This is a genomic window from Rhodanobacter sp. G2-10, assembly GCF_055809185.1.
The window spans coordinates 1210714-1228592 of record NZ_CM147900.1 but is presented as its reverse complement, the minus strand read 5'-3'; the positions used below and the strand labels follow the sequence as shown (position 1 = coordinate 1228592).

Here is a 17879-nt window from a genome sequence, read left to right as displayed (position 1 = left end):
GCGGCAGGGTCAGAAGCGGATCTTGCCGGTCAGCATCTGTCCGTACATCACCCAATCACCCATCAAGCTGTACAGCGGATGCTTGAAAGTGGCCGGGCGATTTTTCTCGAACACGTAGTGGCCGACCCAGGCAAAGCCGTAGCCCACCACCGGTATGAGCCAGAGCCAGCGCAGCTGGCCGCTCCACAGTGCCAGTACCAGCACCGCGATCACCAACGTGCTGCCGATGAAATGCATGCGGCGGCAGGTGCGATTGCCGTGTTCGCCAAGATAGAACGGATAGAACTCGGCAAAACTGGCGTAGCTGGACATGGCGGTGCTCCGCAACGGGATTACCCGATTCTGCCCGATTTTGCGTAGGGCGGGCTCGGCCCGCCGCTTTCGGGGATCACCAGCGAGAGCCGGCGGGCAGAGCCCGCCCTACCGCGGCTGGTCCAACCAGGCTCAGTCGGGCAGCGGTATGAAATCTTCTTCGTCGCCGGGGACCTTGGGGAAACGCCCTTCGCGCCAGTCGGCCTTGGCCTGCTCGATACGCTCCTTCGAACTGGCCACGAAGTTCCACCACAGGTGACGCTCGCCATCCAGCGGCGCGCCGCCGAACAGGATCAACCGGCTGGCTTCGCGTGCGCGCAGGACCGGAGCCGACGGGCCGGTCTGCACGGCCATGCGGGGTGACACCACATCCAGCTCACCCCAGGCGACCGCGCCTTCGGCCACGAAAACCCCGCGTTCCACATGTTCCGCCGGCATGGCCAGCTCAGCACCCGCCGCCAGATTCACCTCCAGCAGAAACATCGGCGCGAACACTTTCACCGGCGATTCCTGGCCATACGCGCTGCCTGCGATCAGCACGGCCTCCACGCCCGGCCACTGCAGCCGGGGCAAGGCTCCGCGCTCGTGATGGTGGAACTCGGGCGCAAGCTCGGCATCGACCTGCGGCAGCGCCACCCAGATCTGGACGCCGTGCAGCAACTGCCCGTTGCGGCGCTCATCCGGCGGCGTGCGCTCCGAATGCGCGATGCCGCGCCCGGCGGTCATCCAGTTCACCTCACCGGGGCGGATATCGGCCTGGCTGCCCAGACTGTCGCGATGGCGGATCGCCCCGTCGAACAACCAGGTCACCGTGGCCAGGCCGATATGCGGGTGTGGCCGCACATCCATGCCCTTGCCTGCTTCAAACGTCGCAGGCCCCATGTGATCAAAAAACACCAGCGGGCCCACGTGACGCGCCTGCAGCACGGGTAGCAGCCGACGCACGGTGAAACCGTCGCCGAGATCATGCAGCCTGCCTTCAATCAGAACCGGATCGGCTTCCATCATGGTCTCCATTGCGGCACCGGGCACGTTCACCAGGCGCGTTGATATTGCACCGGCGCGTCGATCTGCGCACCCAGAATCTCCGCGGCTCGGCGTGGAAAGTAAGGGTCGCGCAGGCTCTCACGGGCGATCAGCACGGCATCGGCCTCGTCCCTGGCGATGATCGCCGCAGCCTGTTCTGCCTCGGTGATCAGACCCACCGCACCGGTGGCGATGTCGGCTTCCCGCCTTATCTGTGCCGCGAACGGCACCTGATAGCCGGGCCGAAGCGGAATCTTCACGCCAGGCAGCAGGCCGCCGCTGGACACGTCGATCAAGTCCACGCCCAGCGGCTTGACCATGCTCGCCAACTGCACGCTCTGCGCGATGTCCCAGCCGGACGGACCGTTGTCCGGGGCCCAGTCGGTGGCCGATATGCGCAGCCACAGCGGCAGTGCATCCGGCCACACCTCGCGCACCGCGGCGATGACCTCGCAGGTGAGTCGGCTGCGATTTTCGAAACTTCCGCCGTAGCGATCGTCGCGATGATTGCTCAACGGCGACAGGAACTGGTGCAGCAGATAGCCATGCGCGGCGTGCAACTCGATCAGCTCGAAGCCTGCTTCCAGCGCACGGCGCGCGGCATCGCGGAAGTCTGCAATCACGGCCTGGATACCCGACTCGTCAAGCGCCTGCGGCATGTTCCAGCCCGCATCGAACGGCAGCGCCGAAGGCGCCACCACAGTCCAGTCACCCTGCCCCGCCGGCACCGGTCCACGACCGTCCCAGGGACGCAACGTGCTTGCCTTGCGTCCGGCGTGCGCCAGTTGCACGCCGGCGACCGAGCCTTGCGCCTTGATGAACCGGGCAATCGGCCGCCATGCCTCGACCTGCGCCTGATTCCACAACCCGGTGTCCTGCGGCGAGATACGACCGACCGCCGATACCGCGGTAGCCTCGGCAATGACCGCGCCGGCGCCACCCACCGCACGGCTGCCCAGATGCACCAGATGCCAGTCACTCGGCACGCCGTCGACGGCCGAGTATTCGCACATCGGCGACACCAGCAGACGATTGCGCAAGGTGATGCTGCGCTGGATCAAGGGATCAAACAGGTTCATCGGCAACTCCGGGCGGGATCAGTCCATCGAGATGCAGCCCCGACGCAGGGGAATCAAGCACCGCGGCGGGCGCCGACCGCGTCCTGCGCGGCAAGCCAATGGGCCATGCGCATGGCCAGCGGTTCAGGCGACTTCATCCAATCGAAATGGTCTGCCGGCCGGCCATCCAGATCCCGCGACGTGATCACCTCGATGGTCCGTGGCGCGGGACCGAGCTTGTCCAACAGCCACTGCAGTGACGCGGCAGGGCCCAGCCAGTCGTCGTGCAATCGCATGGCCAGCACCGGCAGACGCAGCTCGCCCAGGGCCTGCTCCAGGTCGCGATCCACGCCTTTGGCGCGGTACTGCCCCGACCGCCCACTGCGCGTCCAGTCGGCGATCACCCCGCGCGCCTCGTTGCCGCCAAACCCGAGCCGGCGTCCGGGCAGATAGCCGCACGCATTCGCCAGCACCGGTGCCAGCCACATGCACAACCCGACCAGCCAGCCATGCCGGAAGGTGCGCCAGTAGGGTGCGCCGCTGGCTACCAGCACCAGACTGTCGAATTCGCCGGGGTGCAGGCCCGCAAACAGCAGACCAAGCTGCCCACCGAGGCTATGTCCTCCCACGCTGCAGCTGGCCTGCGGCCAGCGCTGGCGCAAGGTGGCCAGGCCGGCGGCCAGATCCTGCTGCAGCAGTTCGCGATAACCCCAATCGGCATGCCGGCTGGCGCGCCGGTTACTGGAACCGATGCCCCGCCATTCGTGCAACACCACACCCACGCCGCGCGCCGCCAGCGCCTGGGCCAAGGGCAGATACTGCCGCGCCGGCATGCCCATCGCCGGCAACCAGTACAACAGGCGGCGCGACGAGTCCGGCACCACGCACAGCAATTCGAAATCCGCGCCGTCGGACGTGGACAAGGCGAGGGTCAGCGCTTCACGGCCAATCAGGGGGTCCGGTCCGGAGGGTGCAGCCGATGATGGATCAGTCATGCGCCGAGCCTAACCGGTGGCTGCAACAACTCAAAAAAAGGGCCGGCAAATGCCGGCCCTTTGCTGATCCCGGAACAGGCGGGATCACTCAGGCGTGACGTCTTCGGCCTGAAGGCCCTTCTGACCGTCCACCACCTTGAAACTCACTTTCTGCCCTTCCTGCAGGCTCTTGAAACCCGAACCCGTGATCGCGCGAAAGTGCACGAACACGTCAGGGCCACTCTCGCGGCTGATAAACCCGAAGCCCTTGGCGTCGTTGAACCACTTGACTGTACCTGTTTCACGATCCGACATGACTCACACTCCGATCCAATCCAGACTCTATAGACAATCCGGCCCTGACGGGCCGACGGTTTACTGAGTATGCCGAGGTCGGGTGCAACGGACGGATTCAGGAAATCCCCAGTGGACACACACGTAGCCGAGCAGACGCAGCGGCCCAAGCATAACGGATTTTTCAAACTGTGGTGATTTGTCAAGTGATTTGTCACATCGATTATCAAAGGGGGGCAAAGGTGGTGTCGGGACTTCCTTTCAATGAGTCCGATCCGAGCTCGCCGGCGGTTTATCCACCTGCGTCCTGCAGCGCACCAAAACAGCTGGAAGTGAACTGCTTGTCGCGACAAGTCGACGGCCGCGCGCAACAATGGGCGAAATTCAGACTTTCTTTACCTGGCAACCTGTTAAGTTAAGTCAAGAAACCCCATTACCGGCGACCACCATCGCGCCGGCCATCCAACCTTTCCAGGAGAGCCGATAATGCCCACCTCACCCCGCTTGGCTCTGGTCGCGACCATAATCGCCGGTGTGCTGCTGGCAGGCTGCGCCCGCCAACCGACCACTCGCCCCGAAGCCCCCTCGACCCGCGCTTCCACGCGCGCCCCCACGCCAACTGCGCCAAAGACCACCAGCACCAGCACCAGCACCAGCACCAGCACCAGCAAGGCCAGCGACGAAGACCAGTCGGACCGTACCGGCATTCCTGCCTGCGACGACTATCTTTCCAGCTATCTCGCCTGCCACCGAGCCGCACAAATCTTCGCACCCGACCAACTGCAAGATCGCTACGAGGCCATGCGCTCCAGCCTTCTGCGCGACTCGAGGAATCCGGATATTCGTCCGCAACTGGCCGAACGCTGCAATTCGCTGGCACGCAGCCTGCGCCAGGCACTGCACGGAAAGTCATGCGCAACCGGCCCGGCCCCCGCCGCCAGCTCGCCGTAGCGTTCAGGCGAGCCGGCGCAATTCGGCACGCAGCGGCCTGGCCAGGGTCGGGGGTTGCGTCCTGATCAACCGGACTTCCGGCGTATCGTGCCAGCGCGCCGTGTCGGCGATCGCTCCCGCCAGCGCGCTCAACAGCCGCGGCTCGATCGCCACGCCGGGCTCGAGATGGAGTGACTTGACCTCGAACACGCCGTGCGCACGGTGCGCCTTGGCATCCAGTCGTCCGACCAGGCGACCACGATGCAGGATCGGCAGCACGAAATAGCCGTAGCGACGGCGTGCCGCCGGTGTGTAGCACTCGATCCTGTATTCGAAATCGAACATCGCCTGCAGTCGGACCCGATCCCACACCAGCGGATCAAACGGTGACAACAGCGCGGTGTGGGTGGCGCGCAGGCGCCCCGCCTGCGCCCGTTGCAGCAGGTCGGCATGGTCGCGGTGAACATAGCCCTGACCATCCCAGCCCTGCACCGACACGGCCAGCAACTCGCCAGTGGCCAGCAGCGGCGCCAGCTCCCGCTCGGTGACCCTGGGCTTCAAGCGGAAGTAGTCGGCAATCCAGGCGGCTGGTGTCACGCCAAGCGCACGCACACTGTCGAGGATGAAGCGCTGGCGCAGCTCGGCCGCGGACAATGCCGCCACTGCCGGATCGGGCGGCGGATCGAGCCGTGCCAGCACGCGTTCGGCCAGATCATAGACGCGCTGGAACCGATCACGCCGCAGCACCATCAGCTCGCCCAGCGCAAACCAGGCTTCCAGCCAGCGCTTCTCCGGCTTCCACGCCCACCAGCCCGATTCACCGCCGCTGCCAGACCGGGTGAAGTCCGCTGCGAGCACCGGGCCGGACGAACGAACGTGCTCCAGCAAACCATCCATGCCTGCGCGCTGCTCGCGGTACATGCGTGCCGCATGCCGATGCGCCCAGTGACGATCCCGCTGCCCGCACCATGCCCGATGCCACGCCAGTTCACTGGCGCTGACGAAGCACGCCTCGTGCGCCCAGCACTCGGCCAGGCGTCCCTGTGCGAGGGCCTCGTCCAGCCACGCCATCGGATAGTCGCCGAGCCGCGCATGCAGCACCAGGTACGGGCTGCGCGCCACGACGTGGATAGTGTCGATCTGCAGCAGCTGCATGCGCTTGACCGCTGCCACCACATCGTCACGCCGGGCGCGCCGCCGTGGGGCCTGCAGCAGACCTTGCGCGGCCAGTTGCAACAGACGCGCCTGCTGCATGCGCAAAAACGGCCGTGTAGCTGAAGCCCCGCTCAATGGCATCCCGTCTTCACGCATTCGCAACCTTGATCATGAGCTGGCCTATACACATCGGCTGCTAGCCTGCTTAGAGATGATTTCGGCAACCGGCCCGGGCGCAGGAGGCCGTGGATCCGCTGCAGGCACCGGGCAGTTCGAACATACATTCTGGCATGGAGTAACCATCATGAAACTACGCACTCCCTTGTTCTCAGGCCTGGTCGCCAGCGCCCTGCTGTTCGGCGCCGGCGCGCTGGCACAGGACGCACCGGCTCCGGCAAGTTCGGCCGCGACGAGCAGCCCCGACACCAGCTCGGCCACGTTTCAGACACCGCAGGGCCTGGTCGTCATCAACAGCTCGCCGGCACCGGCGCCAACCTTCGGCCCGGCTCCCGATTTCGACCAGTTGTCGGGCGGCAGCAAGGGCATTACCGCCGAACAGGCGGCTTCCTATCCGCCGCTGGCAAACGACTTTCTCAATGCCGACAGCAACAAGGACGGCAAGGTCAGCAAGTCCGAATACGCTCGTTGGGTGAAACAGCTCCATTGACGGGTACCGTGGGGAGAGGGCCATGCCGGCCACGGCATGGCCCTTTCGGTGTGGCGGGCGAGGCGGGCGTGAAGCTTGTGTTCACGCCTTTTCGATAAACTCGCCGCCATGCCCAAACCGACCCTGCTGCCACCGCGAGCCGGCTGCCCCATACCCTGGACGTTCTCATGAGATTTCACCTGGTTGCCGCCTTGGCGGCACTGGCATCGTGTGCGACCGCCACCACCGCACAAGCTCAGAACCCCGACCCCACCGACATTCGTGGCTGCACCGCGATCGAAAGCGACGCGCAGCGACTGATCTGCTACGACCACGTCACCGGTCGGGTGAATCTTCCCGCTGCGCAGAAACGCGAGGTCGAAGCGGCGCCGGCCACCGGCCTTTTCAGCCATGATCGCTCTGCCGCTTCGATCACGGGCAACAACGAGGTAGCCACCCCGCTGTCGCTGCTGGACAGTCGCTGGGAGCTCTCGCCGGAAAGCAAGCTGGGCACCTTCAATATCCGCGGCTACAAGCCCGTCTACGTGCTTCCGGCCTTCGCCAGCAGCAACCAGAACGAGCGGCCACATAGCCCCAATCCCGACAATACGGTGGGTCAGAGCGAGCATCTGCAGAATGTCGAGCTGAAGTTCCAGCTCAGTCTCAAGACCAAGATCTGGCAAGGCCTGTTCGGCGACGCAGGCGACCTGTGGCTGGGCTATACGCAATCGTCCCGCTGGCAGCTCTACAACACCGATCAGTCCCGCCCGTTTCGCGAAACCGACTATGAGCCCGAGGTGATGCTGGTTTTCGATACCCACTACAACGTGCTGGGCTGGGATGGCCGGTTGCTGGGCATCGGTGTGGATCACCAGTCCAACGGCCGCGGCAACCCGCTGTCACGCGGCTGGAACCGGATCATTGCCAATGTCGGTTTCGAGCGCGAGGGCTGGACGGTCATGTTCCGGCCGTGGTGGCGCATACCCGAGCCCAGGGCCAACGACGACAACCCCGACATCAGCGACTACGCGGGCCGGGGCGAGATCGAAATCGTGCACGAGTGGCAGGGTCAGGAGCTCGGCCTGGTCCTGCGCGACTCGTTTCGCGGCGGTAGCAGACAGCACGGTTCGGCCCGACTCAGTTGGAGCTTCCCGATTGCCGGCAACCTGCGCGGCTACGCGGAACTGTTCAAGGGCTACGGCGAAAGCCTGATCGACTACAACCACAACGCCACCTATGTCGGCGTGGGTGTGTCCCTGCTCGACTGGTATTGAGCGGTAGCCGCCGACAAAGCAGGCCCGGCGAGTCTCCTCGCCGGGCCTGCTTGATGGCGGCTTTGACTGACGATCAGTGCTGGTAGCCACCGGCGCCGTGCACATGACCGTGTTCCAGCTCTTCCGCGCTGGCTTCGCGCACATCGGTGACCTCGATGGCGAAGTGCAGGGTCTTGCCGGCCAGCGGATGGTTGCCGTCGATGAATACCTTGCCGTCCTCGACCTTGGTCACGGTCACGTTGATTTCGCCCTGCGGGCCGCGACCCTGAAACTGCATGCCGGGCTGGATGTCATCCACGCCTTGGAACGCTTCACGCGGAACTTCCTGCATCAACTCGGCATGGTGCACACCATAGCCTTCCTCCGGCCTCACCTCGGCGGTGAACTTGTCTCCCACCGAGCGGCCTTCCATCTGCTTCTCGAGGCCAGGCACGATCTGGCCACTGCCATGCAGGTAGGTCAACGGATCGCGACCTTCGGAACTGTCGATGACCTGGTTCTGGTCGTCGGTCAGCGTGTAATGGAAGGCGGCAACGGAGTTTGGTGCAATCTGCATATCTGTCCTCGCAAAGGCGTTCGTATCGACCGACCATGTCGGCACAAGGGTGCAAGACTATCAGAACGATGCTGGCGGTCCTGCACGAACTGGCACGATTGGCGATACTGTCCCGATGTCAGGATTACCGCATTACCTCGCCCGTCCCTCTTTCCTGCTGGGCCTGATGGTCGCCAGCCTGCTGGCGTGGCCAGCCGGTGCCGCCACCCCATCAACACCGAAAACCAGCGCCGTTTCAGGACTCGCCGCACGTATCGATGCCTTGATAACGCAACCGCGTTTCGCACACGCCAGCTGGGGCATTGCGGTGGTATCGCTGGACAGCGGCCGCACGCTGTACGAGCACCGCTCCGATCGGCTGGCTCACCCCGCCTCCACCGCCAAATTGTTCACTGCCGCAGCCAGTCTTGCCACGCTGGGCCCGGCCTACCGCTTTTCCACGCGAGTCCTTTCCCGCGGCGCCATTCGCAACGGCCGGCTGGACGGCCAGCTGATTCTTTACGGCACGGGCGACCCGACCCTGGGTACTGGCGACAGCAGCGACTGGGCGGAGCAACTGGCGTCCCAACTCTACGCACGCGGAGTTCGCCAAGTGCACGGCGATCTGATCGCGGACGACAGCCACTTCACCGGCCCTCCGTTCGGCACCGGTTGGGAAGCGGGTGACCTGCAAAGCTGGTTCGCGGTGCCATCGTCCGCATTGAGCGTCGACGAGAACATCGTCAAGGTCACGGTGACACCGGGTGCCTCGCCAGGCGCGCAGGCGAGTGTCCGGCTGGCACCGGCCGGCGGAATCCCCAGGCTGGCGGGTTCGATCGAGACCACGCCATCGCCCTCGACCAGCAACGTGAATCTCTATCGCGCACCAGGCAGCGACACCCTGTACGCGTTCGGCAGCATTCCAACGCGCGCAGCGCCTGCACACTTCCGCCTCGCCATGGTCGACCCTGCGCATCAGGCGGCCCGCCAACTGCGCGTGGCACTCGCCAGCCGCGGCATCAACATCAGTGGCAAGACCGAAGTGCTGCATTGGCCGCTGGATGACAGCGCGCTGCTGACCGGCACACAGATCCTGGCCCAGGTACATTCGCCGACCGTTCTGGAGATCCTGCACCGCGGACTGAAGCGCTCGCAGAACCTCTATCTGCAAAACCTGCTGCTTGCCTTGGGCGCTCAAGCACAGGCGAACGCCACACAACAGCCAACCACGTTCCGCGACAGCCAGACATGGGGCCTTCGCGCATTGCGGGATTTGCTGCCGCAAATGGGCATAGCTCCGGAAACATGTCTGATCACCGAAGGCAGCGGTCTCTCGCGACACAACCTGGTGACGCCGAACGCGCTTGTGCACCTGCTCGTCTACCTGGCCAAACAGCCATACGCCAGCCAATTGCGCGACGCGCTTCCTTTGGCGGGCGTGGACGGCAGTCTGATCTACCGCATGCGCAAGACGGTCGCTGCGGGCAACATGCACGCAAAAACAGGCAGCATGTCCCACGTGCACAGCCTGGCCGGCTACGTCACCACGGCGGCCGGAGACCACCTCGCATTTGCCATCATGCTGGACAACTACCAACCACCGGTCGGCGCGCCACCAGCCAAGCGTGACGTGGATGCGATTGCGGTGCTACTGGCAGCCCACGCGGGCAGTCATTGAGGCAACGCGCGCGCCGCCTGTCAAAGCGCCCCCATCCGCCCTGCCGGGCACCTTCTCCCGTAAACGGGGGAAGGCAAATCTGTGGAGCTCTGCAGCACGCTTGCACGAAACAGTCCTTCCTCCGCAACGCGGGGGAAGGTGCCCGGCAGGGCGGATGGGGGCGCCCTCCAAGACCACGCTGACTACGTCAAGTGATCCGACCATTGCCCCGAGACAGCTTGCTGCACCGCGCCGGCCACGATCAGGCGCTCAGCATCTCCAGCGTCTCCTCGGCAATTTTCTGCGGAGTGTCGGTGGAGGCATAACGCTTCACCACCTGACCGTCGGTGTTGACCAGGAACTTGGTGAAGTTCCACTTGATCGACTCGCTGCCGAGAACACCCTTGCCCTCGCTCTTCAGCCACTTGTACAACGGGTCGGCGTCGTCGCCGTTCACCTTGATCTTGGCAAACATCGGAAAGGTCACGTCGTATTGGGTCTGACAGAAATTCTTGATCTCGGCCTCGTCGCCCGGTTCCTGATGGCCGAACTGGTCGCACGGAAAACCCAGCACCACCAGCCCCTGGTCGCGCTGGTCCTGCCACAGCGTCTCCAGCCCGTGGTATTGCGGGGTGAATCCGCACTTGGAGGCGACGTTGACGATCAACAGGGTCTTGCCGCGCCATTCGCTCAGCGAGCGAGGTTTGCCATCGATGTCGTTGACGGTGAAATCGTAGACGCTGGTGGTCATGACGGTGCTCCGGTGACAAGGCTCAATCAGGCAGCGTACGCCATCCATGCCGACTTTGCCCGGAGCCGGCACTTTCCGGCATATCCATATGCAGCGCGCTCCTTTGTGGATCACCGTTTGGATGGCTAATTTTGGTGGCCATCCATACGGTCCGGGACAACGCCTTGCTACACGTGATCGCGGTCATTCTCTCGTTGCTGCTGCTCGCCGGGGCCTTCGGCAGCGACCTGGATTCCAGTGACAACACGCCAGGCACCCACGCAGAAAAGAACGGGGGCGCCGCGGACAGCGTCGCCTCGACGAATTTCCCCGGCGGCGCCGGCGATCAGCCCTGCGAGGCGGGAATCTCGAACACCTGCCGCAAGTAGGCCACGTAGGCCGGGTCCTCGCACATGTTCTTGCCCGGCGAGTCACTCAGCTTGGCCACGGGCTGGCCGTTGCAGCGGATCATCTTGATCACGATATTGAGCGGTGCGGGACCGACATCGTTGGTGAGATTGGTGCCCACGCCAAAGGCCAGCGCGCAGCGCCCGCGGAAATGCGCATACAGCTGCATCACGCGTGGAATGTCCAGGCCGTCGCTGAAAACCAGCACCTTGTTGCGCGGATCGACGCGGTTGGCGCGGTAATGCGCAAGCACCTTCTCGCCCCAGGCGAACGGATCGCCGGAGTCGTGGCGCGTTCCGTCGAACAACTTGCAGAAGTACATGTCGAAATCGCGCAGGAAGGCATCCAGCCCGTACACGTCGGACAAGGCGATGCCCAGATCGCCACGGTATTCGCGCGCCCACGCCTCCAGCGCGGCCACCTGCGAATCGCGCAGCCGCGGCCCCAGCGCCTGATGGGCCTGCAGGTATTCATGCGCCAGCGTACCCAGCGGGGTCAGACCCAGCTTGCGGGCCAGCCACACGTTGCTGGTGCCGGCAAGCTGCGCATCAAGCCCGTCACGCAACGTGGCGACCACTTCCTCCTGCCACAGCCGCGAATAGCGCCTGCGGGTGCCGTAATCGGCGATCCGACACTCGGCGTAGTCGGGCGTATCGCGCAGCATCGCGATTTTCTCGCGCAGGCGACGACGCCCCTCGGCCAGATCCAGCCCCGCGCTGGTGCGGCGGAAGTACACCTCGTTGATGATCGCCAGCAGCGGCACCTCGAACATGATCGTGTGCAGCCAGGGGCCACGGATGTGGATGTCGATCTCGCCGGGCGCATCGGATGAGGGCTCGATCGAGACATATTTTTCGTTGAGCTGGAACAGGGCCAGGAAATCAACGAAGTCGCTCTTGATGAAACGCCAGTCTCGCAGGTAGTCCAGTTCATCGGCGCGAAAGCGCAGCTGGCACAAGGCGGCCAGCTCGGCACGGATTTCGTCGATGCACGAGACCAGGTCGATGCCCGGAGTCCGGCATTTGAAGCGATATTCCACCTGGGCAGCCGGATACTGGTGCAACACCACCTGCATCATCGAAAACTTGTACAGGTCGGTGTCGAGAAGCGAGTCGATGATCATCAATGGCCCAGGCGGTGGCGGAAGTCGCTGCTTGCCCATTATCCATGCCGCACCGTGTGCGCGTTGACGTCAACCGGACACGGCGCAAAAAAAACCCCAACGGCCAGGGGAGGACCGATGGGGTTTGTCAGGCGGCCTCCAGGGGAGGTAAGGCCGGCCCCTCAGCAACGCGGTGAACTGCGCCACTTCTTGTCGCCATCACGGCGATACGTGAGCTTAGTGTGTCCCCGTCCATGTGAGTTCAATGTGCAGGCCGGATCGCGTTCAGCCTGGCGACAGGGAGCGAACCCGGCAGCCTTGTCAATCAGCATGATCATCGGCATGGGCTGGCCTACACTTGGGTCCCTCGCTGCAAGAATCTCCCTGCCCGGAGTATCCGATGAAGCTGATCACCGGCGGCCTGATCGCGTTGACCCTGTTGGTGACGGGGATGCGCGTGCCCGTGCGGGCTGGCGAGCTCGGCATCGACCTGGGACACGGCGCCGTTCACTGGTCGACCGCCGCGCTGCTGGCGCGGCAGGACCTTCAATCCATCAGCATTCCGGCGGACGTGGCATTCAACCGCCCGATGCAGTATCAGGCAGTGCCGCTGGCCGACCTGCTTCGGGGCATCACCGCGGCGGACCACCTGCAGTTTGTCGGCGCCGACGGCTTCGCCGCCGAAATTCCTGCCGCCCTGATCCTGAACCAGCGTGGCAGCAAGGCCTGGCTGGCGATCGAGGAGACCCGCCATCCCTGGCCCGAACTGCCCGGCCAGCATGGCGGCGCCGGACCATTCTACGTCGTATGGACGAAGCCGCAGGCGGCCCGGGTCGGTCCGGAGCAATGGCCGTACCAGCTGGCCACGATCCGCAAACTGGACAGTATCGCGGCGCGCTTCCCGGCTATCCTGCCCGATCCGGCGCTGCCCGCTGACAGCCCCGTACGACGCGGTCTTGCCGTGTTCCAGCACAGCTGTTTCGCCTGTCACACGCTGAACGGTGTCGGCGATGCCAAGCTCGGCCCGGACCTGAACATCCCGCACAACCCCACCGAATATCTGCGTGCCGACCTGCTGCGCGCGTACATCCGCAATCCGCAATCGCTGCGCCGATGGCCGCAGGCAAGGATGCCTGGCTTCGGCCTCCAGACGCTGTCCGACGCCGACCTCGACGCCCTGCTGGCCTATCTGCGACACATGGCCCAACGCAAGATCGACCCGCCCGCCCCGCACTGAGACGGACCAAGACCGTTGAAACAGCAAGATCCGACGGAGACTCCCGGCATGCCTGACCAGGCGCCGTACCGCGGCATCGAACGGGCCCAGTGCGTGTTGCCGGCGGGAGACCTCGCCGAAACCATGCGGTTCTTTACCGAGACCCTGGGTTTTCGGCTGGACAGCATCATGCCGGCCGACGACCCGCGCAGTGCCCGACTCAGCGGTCACGGCATGCACTTGTTGCTGGAAGCGACCCATCGGGGTGATGCCGGGGTGCTTCGGCTCGGCACCACCGGCGATACCGACGGCAAGCCGATCATCGCGCCAAACGGCACGCGCATCGAGTTCGAGCCGACGGCGCCTCCACTGCAGCTGCCGCCGCTTCAGTCACGGCTGTGCATCGTTCGCGACGACGGCACCAGCGGCGCGTGGAAAACCGGGCGCGCCGGCATGCAGTATCGCGACCTCATCCCCGATCGCCAGGGCGGCCGGTTCATCGCCTCGCACATCCGCATTCCGCGCGGCGGACCGGTCGGCGACAATGTGCACCACCACGCCATCCAGCTGCAATTGATCTACTGTCGGCGCGGCTGGGTCCGGCTGGTCTACGAGGATCAGGGCCAGCCCTTCGTCATGCGCGCAGGCGATTGCGTGTTGCAGCCACCGCATATCCGGCATCGGGTACTGGAATCGTCCGATGGCCTGGAGGTTGTGGAGATCAGCAGCCCGGCGGAACACATGACCTACCTTGATCACGAGATGCCGCTGCCCACCGGTCGCCACCTGCCGCGACGCGATTACGCCGGCCAGCGCTTCGTGTTCGATCAAGCCGACAAGGCGTGCTGGAGCCACCAGGCCAGCACCGGCTGGGCCTACCGTGACCTTGGCGTGCATGCCGCGACGGACGGGATGGCCGACGCGCGAGTGGTGCAGCGAGCGCCAAGCGCTGAACCGTCTCCCCTGATCACACGCCAGGACAAGGATTTCGCTTTCGCCTTTGTCCTGGAGGGCAGCATGAGCCTGCAAGTGGATGCGCTGCCGCCGGAGGCGCTCACCGCAGGCGATGCCTTCGTGATCCCGCGCGGCATGCAACAGACCTTCGTCGACTGCTCTGCGGACTGGGCATTGCTGCAGGTCTCCGCCTCAGGTTGAGGCGAAGGCTACTTGTTGCCGACGGCGCTTGCAGCGGCGCCCGCATCCGGTTCGGATGGCAGCAAGGCCTGCAATTTCACGTCACGTTGTGCTTTCGGCTCCTTCGCCAGGCTACGCACCTCGGCATAAAACGCGGGCCAGCTGCCTTCCGCATGCTGGAAGAGCACCGCGAAGGCCGGCGTCCACTGATCGTACAGGCCGAACGGCAACAGCCGCGCGTTGTTGATTGGCCGCGCCACCCAGGCATCGTAGCGGTGGTCTTCGGGCCAGGCCTGCCGCTGCCAGAGTTTGTAGCGGGTTCGGAACGCGGCAATTTCGCGCTGCTTGCCGGCGGCCATCGCGGCGTCATCGATGCCGCTGGCGTACAAGGTCTTGAGGCGATCGCGCAGATCCAGCACCAGCCGGGAAAAGCCGTCAGCCATCGCCTTTTGGTGCCCACTTCGCGCCGGCAGGCCACGCGAGGCACGCCAGGCACGCAGGCCCTGCTCCTGCACGAAGGTGGCAAAGGATTCATTGAAGGCGGCGTCGCTCTTCACGTAGATCAGCTGGTGGGCCAGCTCGTGAAAAATGGTGCGGGCCAGCTCATCGTCATCCCAGCGCAGCATGCTGGAAAGAACCGGGTCCGCGAACCATCCCAGGGTCGAATACGCGGGCACGCCGCCGATCCACACGTCATCGCCATCTGCACGCTTGCGCGCCGCATCAGCCTTCGCCGCCGCCTCGCTGAACCAGCCACGGTAGGCCACGCAACCGGCAATCGGGAAACACTGCGGCACGGCTTGTACGGAGTAGCGAGGTGCAGCAAACACGTTCCACACCACGTAGGGGCGATCCAGCTGGACGTAGCTGGTGTAGCTGCGGTTGTCTGGCAGGCCCAACTGCTGCGAGGCGAATCGACGTGCCTGCAGGGTCAGCTGCAGGCGCGCCGCCAGTTGCGGGTCGAGATGCGGATCGCGCAGCAACTGGTCGATCGGGCGGCGATGCACGATCAACTCGCCCTGCCCGCGCACAGCCTGTGCGTAATAGCGGATGCTGCCGCAGGCCGACAGCAGCAAGCTGGCCGCCGTGATCATGAGCAGGCCCGGAAGTGATCGGCGCGACGGAGTCCCACGAATCAAGCTGCCCCCCGAAACCGGCTGCAGCGAGCCGGCTTACTGCCGGCTGGGCGCGCGTTCGCCCCTGCTACGCAACACATTGTTCCTGCGTGTATCCGGGCGCGGGGACGTCTGCTGCCGAGGCGTGGATGCACGAGGACGCGGGTGGGAGTCGCGCGGACGGCTCGTGTTTGCGTCGCCGCGATAACCATGGTCACGGCCACGATGATGGCCGCGGCGGTCGTGATCCCGGTAGCCGCGGTAATTCCTGCCGCCGTACCAGAACCGACTGACGCCGATCGACACGCCGGGCGCATAGCAGCAGCCGTAACCGTAGGAACCCCCGTAATACCCGGGATAATAGCCACCGTAGTAGCTGCCGTAATAGCTCGGCGCGGCCTGGTAGGTGGTACTACCTTGCCCGTAGTACGCATCTCCGCCCACTGTGGAACTGCGCACATAGCTGTAGCCCGGATCGTAATAGCAACCCGCCAACGCCGATGTGGCGAGAATCAGAACCATGCTGGCCAACAGGCGTTTCATGCGCCGTCTCCGCTGCGACTGGTGACTTGATCATGCACCAACGTGCTTGAACCCGTACTGAGTCAACAGGCATGGCTGGCCAGGAAGACCACCAGCCATGCCCAAGGCGGAGCTCCACCGTCGCAGGAGTCAGCCCTTGCGCTTGCTCTGCTCATTGCGCTGGGGCGCTGGCACAAAGGCATCCCCACCGCCCCCGGAACCGGCCACCGGCGGATGCAGTTCGGCTCCACTCGGCGTGGGCCTGGATGGGTTGGCACCGGGCCAGGTCGGCCCTTGCTGCACGCGTTCGTGCTTGGCATCAAGCAACGCCTGGATATGGGCGACCGCCTCTTCCGGACTGATGTGCCGGACCGGCTTCTGTGTCGCAGCGCTGCGCTTGCGCGCGGCGGCCTTCTTCGGTGCGGGTTTCGCGCTGGCCTTGCTTGCCGCGGGCCGGGCTGCCGATTTTCCAGACGTGGCCTTCTTTGGTGCCGCTTTGCTGAGTGCGGCCTTGCGGGCGACCGGCTTTTTGCCGGCAGGCTTCTTTGTCGCAACGCGCTTGGTTGCGCTCTTCTTTGCTGCCGTCTTCTTCACTGCTGGCTTTTTCGTTGCGGCCTTTTTCGCCGCCGCCTTCTTTACGGCGCTCTTTCTTGCCACCTTCTTGCCGGGCGCGGCCTTCCTGGTCGCAGTTTTCCTGGTCGTGGCCTTTTTTGCTGTGGTCTTTTTTGCCGAGCTCTTCTTCGCAGCGCCTTTCTTCGCCGCTGTCTTGCTGGTCGCCGGTTTCTTCGCTGCCGACTTGCCTGGCGAAGGCTTTGAAGAACTGCTGGCCGATGCCTTCTTCTTCTTCGTCGCCGTCTTCTCGGCGGGCGTCTTCTTTGCCGCGGACTTCTTCGCTGCCGACTTGCGTGTCATAGCCATGCGTTCGTTCTCCTGCGGTGACCGGTGAAAACCGGCCCCAGTATGCGCGTCTTGGACGCACAGGGCATTATGCAGTGCACGAACCGTTCATCCGTCGACAGGGCGGCCGGCGGATTTCGTGATGATTTGTTGCGGCAAGATCAGAAGGCCGGATGCAACAGCGCATCGACAAAATGCGGCAGCACCCGATGATTGATCAAAATGGTGAACAGCACACCGTAAGCCGCGCCCCACAGGTGCGCGCTGTGATTGACATTGCCCTGTCCACGCCGATCCATGTAGATCGAGTAAGCCGTGTACAGCACCGCATACACGATCGCAGGCATCGGGATCACCAGCACGATGATCAGCTGCCATGGCGCGATCAGGATGTAGGAAAACAGCACGGCCGAAACCGCACCGGAGGCACCCAGGCTGCGGTAGTCGGGGTTGTGGCGGTTTTTTAGGTAGGTCGGCAGGATCGAGACCACCAGGCCCCCGATGTAGAACAACGCAAAGCCGAGCGAACCGAGCATGCCGGTGTAGAACGGCTCCATCGCCCGCCCGAAGAAGAACAGGGTGAACATGTTGAAAAGCAGGTGGCCGAAATCCGCGTGCACCACGCCGTAAGTCACCAGCCGGTAGTACTCGCGCTGGCGGGTGATCGCCGGAGGCCACAGGATCAGGTCGTTCATCAAGCGGCTGTTGCTGAACGCCATGAACGACACGATGGCGGTAAGGGCAATGATGACCAGGGTGATCAGCATGAGGGTTCCGTAGCGCGCGGGCAAAAGTCGGCATCTTGGCGCGTCGAACCAGGCTTGTCGACCTGCGCTCCGGTGCGTGGTTTATGCCGGAAGGCATGGTTGATATCGCGAATGATCAGTGTCGCAA

20 protein-coding genes are annotated in these 17879 nt (G+C 64.4%); 7 read left to right on the top strand and 13 right to left on the bottom strand.

Features of this window, described 5'->3' with window-relative positions; translation table 11 throughout:
• Positions 1–9 precede the first annotated feature (9 nt).
• The 5 genes from AC0L58_RS05525 to AC0L58_RS05505 form a co-directional block, all read right to left on the bottom strand.
• Entirely contained in the window at positions 10–312 is a 303-nt protein-coding gene (locus tag AC0L58_RS05525) for an Mpo1-like protein (RefSeq protein WP_473687462.1), read from the bottom strand.
• A 132-nt stretch (positions 313–444) separates the two neighbouring features.
• Complete coding sequence (locus AC0L58_RS05520; RefSeq protein ID WP_473688596.1) at positions 445–1317, bottom strand: pirin family protein; 873 nt, start codon at positions 1315–1317, stop codon at positions 445–447.
• Between the two features lie 29 nt (positions 1318–1346).
• Positions 1347–2417, bottom strand: coding sequence for an NADH:flavin oxidoreductase/NADH oxidase (locus tag AC0L58_RS05515; RefSeq protein ID WP_473687460.1), 1071 nt, complete (start codon positions 2415–2417; stop codon positions 1347–1349).
• 53 nt (positions 2418–2470) lie between these two features.
• The gene (locus AC0L58_RS05510) at positions 2471–3391 is read right to left on the bottom strand and encodes an alpha/beta hydrolase family protein (RefSeq protein ID WP_473687458.1); all 921 of its coding nucleotides are present in this window, start codon (positions 3389–3391) and stop codon (positions 2471–2473) included.
• An 84-nt stretch (positions 3392–3475) separates the two neighbouring features.
• Complete coding sequence (locus tag AC0L58_RS05505; protein ID WP_473687456.1) at positions 3476–3685, bottom strand: cold-shock protein; 210 nt, start codon at positions 3683–3685, stop codon at positions 3476–3478.
• Positions 3686–4150: 465 nt separating this feature from the next.
• Between AC0L58_RS05505 and AC0L58_RS05500 the strand changes: the two genes are divergently transcribed.
• Complete coding sequence (locus AC0L58_RS05500) at positions 4151–4615, top strand: hypothetical protein (RefSeq protein ID WP_473687454.1); 465 nt, start codon at positions 4151–4153, stop codon at positions 4613–4615.
• A 3-nt stretch (positions 4616–4618) separates the two neighbouring features.
• On the opposite strand, the gene AC0L58_RS05495 is transcribed toward AC0L58_RS05500, so the two are convergent.
• Positions 4619–5848: a winged helix-turn-helix domain-containing protein gene (locus AC0L58_RS05495; protein ID WP_473687452.1), complete on the bottom strand. Its 1230-nt coding sequence runs from the start codon at positions 5846–5848 to the stop codon at positions 4619–4621.
• Between the two features lie 205 nt (positions 5849–6053).
• Between AC0L58_RS05495 and AC0L58_RS05490 the strand changes: the two genes are divergently transcribed.
• On the top strand, positions 6054–6416 hold the full coding sequence (locus tag AC0L58_RS05490; RefSeq protein WP_473687450.1) for a hypothetical protein: 363 nt from the start codon (positions 6054–6056) through the stop codon (positions 6414–6416).
• A gap of 167 nt (positions 6417–6583) precedes the next feature.
• Complete coding sequence (locus AC0L58_RS05485; RefSeq protein ID WP_473687447.1) at positions 6584–7669, top strand: phospholipase A; 1086 nt, start codon at positions 6584–6586, stop codon at positions 7667–7669.
• Between the two features lie 73 nt (positions 7670–7742).
• On the opposite strand, the gene AC0L58_RS05480 is transcribed toward AC0L58_RS05485, so the two are convergent.
• Positions 7743–8225, bottom strand: coding sequence for an FKBP-type peptidyl-prolyl cis-trans isomerase (locus AC0L58_RS05480; RefSeq protein WP_473687445.1), 483 nt, complete (start codon positions 8223–8225; stop codon positions 7743–7745).
• A gap of 115 nt (positions 8226–8340) precedes the next feature.
• Here AC0L58_RS05480 and dacB point away from each other — a divergent pair, with 115 nt between their 5' ends.
• Positions 8341–9882, top strand: coding sequence for a D-alanyl-D-alanine carboxypeptidase/D-alanyl-D-alanine endopeptidase (gene dacB / locus AC0L58_RS05475; protein WP_473687443.1), 1542 nt, complete (start codon positions 8341–8343; stop codon positions 9880–9882).
• 241 nt (positions 9883–10123) lie between these two features.
• On the opposite strand, the gene AC0L58_RS05470 is transcribed toward dacB, so the two are convergent.
• Positions 10124–10612 (bottom strand): glutathione peroxidase, encoded by a 489-nt coding sequence (locus tag AC0L58_RS05470; protein ID WP_473687441.1) that lies wholly within the window; start codon positions 10610–10612, stop codon positions 10124–10126.
• Between the two features lie 134 nt (positions 10613–10746).
• Between AC0L58_RS05470 and AC0L58_RS05465 the strand changes: the two genes are divergently transcribed.
• A complete protein-coding gene (locus tag AC0L58_RS05465) occupies positions 10747–10980 on the top strand; it encodes a hypothetical protein (protein WP_473687439.1) in 234 nt (77 codons plus the stop codon).
• Here the strand turns inward: AC0L58_RS05465 and pncB are convergent.
• A complete protein-coding gene (pncB, locus tag AC0L58_RS05460; protein ID WP_473687437.1) occupies positions 10938–12122 on the bottom strand; it encodes a nicotinate phosphoribosyltransferase in 1185 nt (394 codons plus the stop codon). The genes AC0L58_RS05465 and pncB overlap by 43 nt on opposite strands.
• Before the next feature lie 379 nt (positions 12123–12501).
• Here pncB and AC0L58_RS05455 point away from each other — a divergent pair, with 379 nt between their 5' ends.
• Together AC0L58_RS05455 and AC0L58_RS05450 are read left to right on the top strand one after the other, a co-directional pair.
• A complete protein-coding gene (locus AC0L58_RS05455; RefSeq protein WP_473687435.1) occupies positions 12502–13338 on the top strand; it encodes a c-type cytochrome in 837 nt (278 codons plus the stop codon).
• Positions 13339–13386: 48 nt separating this feature from the next.
• Positions 13387–14472 carry a cupin domain-containing protein gene (locus AC0L58_RS05450; protein ID WP_473687433.1) on the top strand — a complete coding sequence of 362 codons (1086 nt, stop codon included), beginning with the start codon at positions 13387–13389 and terminating at the stop codon, positions 14470–14472.
• 8 nt (positions 14473–14480) lie between these two features.
• Here the strand turns inward: AC0L58_RS05450 and AC0L58_RS05445 are convergent, their stop codons facing one another.
• The 4 genes from AC0L58_RS05445 to AC0L58_RS05430 all read right to left on the bottom strand — a co-directional run bounded on the left by AC0L58_RS05445 (position 14481) and on the right by AC0L58_RS05430 (position 17752).
• The gene (locus AC0L58_RS05445) at positions 14481–15545 is read right to left on the bottom strand and encodes an aminopeptidase (RefSeq protein ID WP_473687432.1); all 1065 of its coding nucleotides are present in this window, start codon (positions 15543–15545) and stop codon (positions 14481–14483) included.
• A 78-nt stretch (positions 15546–15623) separates the two neighbouring features.
• Complete coding sequence (locus AC0L58_RS05440) at positions 15624–16109, bottom strand: hypothetical protein (RefSeq protein ID WP_473687430.1); 486 nt, start codon at positions 16107–16109, stop codon at positions 15624–15626.
• 129 nt (positions 16110–16238) lie between these two features.
• The gene (locus AC0L58_RS05435) at positions 16239–17000 is read right to left on the bottom strand and encodes a histone H1-like repetitive region-containing protein (protein ID WP_473688594.1); all 762 of its coding nucleotides are present in this window, start codon (positions 16998–17000) and stop codon (positions 16239–16241) included.
• 146 nt (positions 17001–17146) lie between these two features.
• Positions 17147–17752: a rhomboid family intramembrane serine protease gene (locus AC0L58_RS05430; protein WP_473687428.1), complete on the bottom strand. Its 606-nt coding sequence runs from the start codon at positions 17750–17752 to the stop codon at positions 17147–17149.
• Positions 17753–17879 lie beyond the last annotated feature (127 nt).